General features: G+C 56.0%; 1 tRNA gene and 2 rRNA genes (1 of these 3 cut by a window edge). All 3 read left to right on the top strand.

The window, feature by feature from the left end:
* Nucleotides 1-2,062: ribosomal RNA gene (locus tag GGR24_RS17410) — 23S ribosomal RNA — on the top strand (it extends 740 nt beyond the left edge of the window).
* A gap of 94 nt (nt 2,063-2,156) precedes the next feature.
* Nucleotides 2,157-2,270, top strand: a 5S ribosomal RNA gene (gene rrf / locus GGR24_RS17405).
* 77 nt (nt 2,271-2,347) lie between these two features.
* Nucleotides 2,348-2,424: transfer RNA gene (locus GGR24_RS17400), tRNA-Met, on the top strand.
* Nucleotides 2,425-2,500 lie beyond the last annotated feature (76 nt).

Here is a 2,500-nt window from a genome sequence, read left to right as displayed (position 1 = left end):
CAGGTTGAAGGTGCGGTAACACGCACTGGAGGACCGAACCGGTGCCTGTTGAAAAAGTCTCGGATGACTTGTGGCTAGGGGTGAAAGGCCAACCAAACTCGGAAATAGCTGGTTCTCCGCGAAATCTATTTAGGTAGAGCGTCGGATGAATACTACTGGGGGTAGAGCACTGGATGGGCTAGGGGTCCTTACCGGATTACCAAACCTAACCAAACTCCGAATACCAGTAAGTACTATCCGGCAGACACACGGCGGGTGCTAACGTCCGTCGTGGAGAGGGAAACAACCCTGACCTACAGCTAAGGCCCCCAATTCGTGGCTAAGTGGGAAAGGATGTGAGAATCCCAAAACAACCAGGAGGTTGGCTTAGAAGCAGCCATCCTTTAAAGAAAGCGTAACAGCTCACTGGTCTAAACAAGGGTTCTTGCGCCGAAGATGTAACGGGGCTCAAGCCACGAGCCGAAGCTTAGGGTTCACCGCAAGGTGAGCGGTAGCGGAGCGTTCCGTAAGCCCGTGAAGGGACAGCCGTGAGGCATCCTGGAGGTATCGGAAGTGCGAATGCTGACATGAGTAACGAAAAGGAGTGTGAGAGACACTCCCGCCGAAAGTCCAAGGGTTCCTGCGTAAAGCTAATCTGCGCAGGGTTAGCCGGCCCCTAAGGCGAGGCCGAAAGGCGTAGTCGATGGGAATGGGGTTAATATTCCCCAGCCAGCGGGTAGTGACGAATGTCGAAAGCTGTCGGAGGTTATTGGATTCCGAAGGCGGCCTGGACGTTCCAGGAAATAGCTCCCGCATGAGACCGTACCCGAAACCGACACAGGTGGACAGGTAGAGTATACCAAGGCGCTTGAGAGAACTATGCTGAAGGAACTCGGCAAATTACCTCCGTAACTTCGGGATAAGGAGGCCTCGTAGATGGGCAACCATTTGCGAGGGGCACAGACCAGGGGGTGGCGACTGTTTAGCAAAAACACAGGGCTCTGCGAAATCGCAAGATGACGTATAGGGTCTGACGCCTGCCCGGTGCTGGAAGGTTAAGAGGAGAGGTGCAAGCTTTGAATCGAAGCCCCAGTAAACGGCGGCCGTAACTATAACGGTCCTAAGGTAGCGAAATTCCTTGTCGGGTAAGTTCCGACCTGCACGAATGGCGTAACGACTTCCCCGCTGTCTCCAGCATAGACTCAGTGAAATTGAATTCCCCGTGAAGATGCGGGGTTCCTGCGGTCAGACGGAAAGACCCCGTGCACCTTTACTGTAGCTTTGCATTGGCGATTGTGTTGGCATGTGTAGGATAGGTGGTAGGCTTTGAAGCTCGGGCGCCAGCTCGGGTGGAGCCGTCCTTGAAATACCACCCTTATCGTCACGATCGTCTAACCGCGGCCCGTCATCCGGGTCCGGGACAATGCATGGCAGGCAGTTTGACTGGGGCGGTCGCCTCCCAAAGAGTAACGGAGGCGCGCGATGGTAGGCTCAGACCGGTCGGAAATCGGTCGTTGAGTGCAATGGCATAAGCCTGCCTGACTGCGAGACAGACAAGTCGAGCAGAGACGAAAGTCGGTCATAGTGATCCGGTGGTTCCACGTGGACGGGCCATCGCTCAACGGATAAAAGGTACGCCGGGGATAACAGGCTGATACTGCCCAAGAGTCCATATCGACGGCAGTGTTTGGCACCTCGATGTCGGCTCATCACATCCTGGGGCTGGAGCAGGTCCCAAGGGTTCGGCTGTTCGCCGATTAAAGTGGTACGTGAGCTGGGTTCAGAACGTCGTGAGACAGTTCGGTCCCTATCTGCCGTGGGTGTCGGAGATTTGAGAGGATTTGTCCCTAGTACGAGAGGACCGGGATGAACGCACCTCTGGTGGACCTGTTGTGGCGCCAGCCGCATTGCAGGGTAGCTACGTGCGGACGGGATAACCGCTGAAGGCATCTAAGCGGGAAACCTCCCTCAAAACGAGATCTCCCTTGAGAACCGTGGAAGACGACCACGTTGATAGGCCGGGTGTGGAAGCGTGGCGACACGTGAAGCTTACCGGTACTAATCGTTCGATTGGCTTGATCGCTCTTGCGATCCGCGCCCATCCGGCGAATGCCAAGGCATTCGCCGAAACCATCCTGAAAGTTCAAATCCAGCTTGCTTCGAACGCACTTCGCCGGCCTGGTGGCTATGCGAGGGGAAAAAACCCGATCCCATCCCGAACTCGGCCGTTAAGCCCCTCTGCGCCGATGGTACTTCGTCTTAAGGCGCGGGAGAGTAGGTCGTCGCCAGGCCTGCGAAGTGCGTTTCGTCAAACCTCACGATGATCAGATCTGCGCTCGACGTCCGTCGACAAAACGTCCGGACATGGCGCGGGGTGGAGCAGCCCGGTAGCTCGTCAGGCTCATAACCTGAAGGTCACAGGTTCAAATCCTGTCCCCGCAACCAAACAAAAAGCCCGCACAGCACAAAAGCTGGCGGGCTTTCGTCGTTCCAGCACATGACAGACAGAAACAAAAACGGC

Origin of the sequence: Hansschlegelia beijingensis (genome assembly GCF_014196425.1) — a bacterium.
GTDB lineage: Bacteria > Pseudomonadota > Alphaproteobacteria > Rhizobiales > Methylopilaceae > Methylopila > Methylopila beijingensis.
This window is presented reverse-complemented; position numbering and strand designations above follow the sequence as displayed.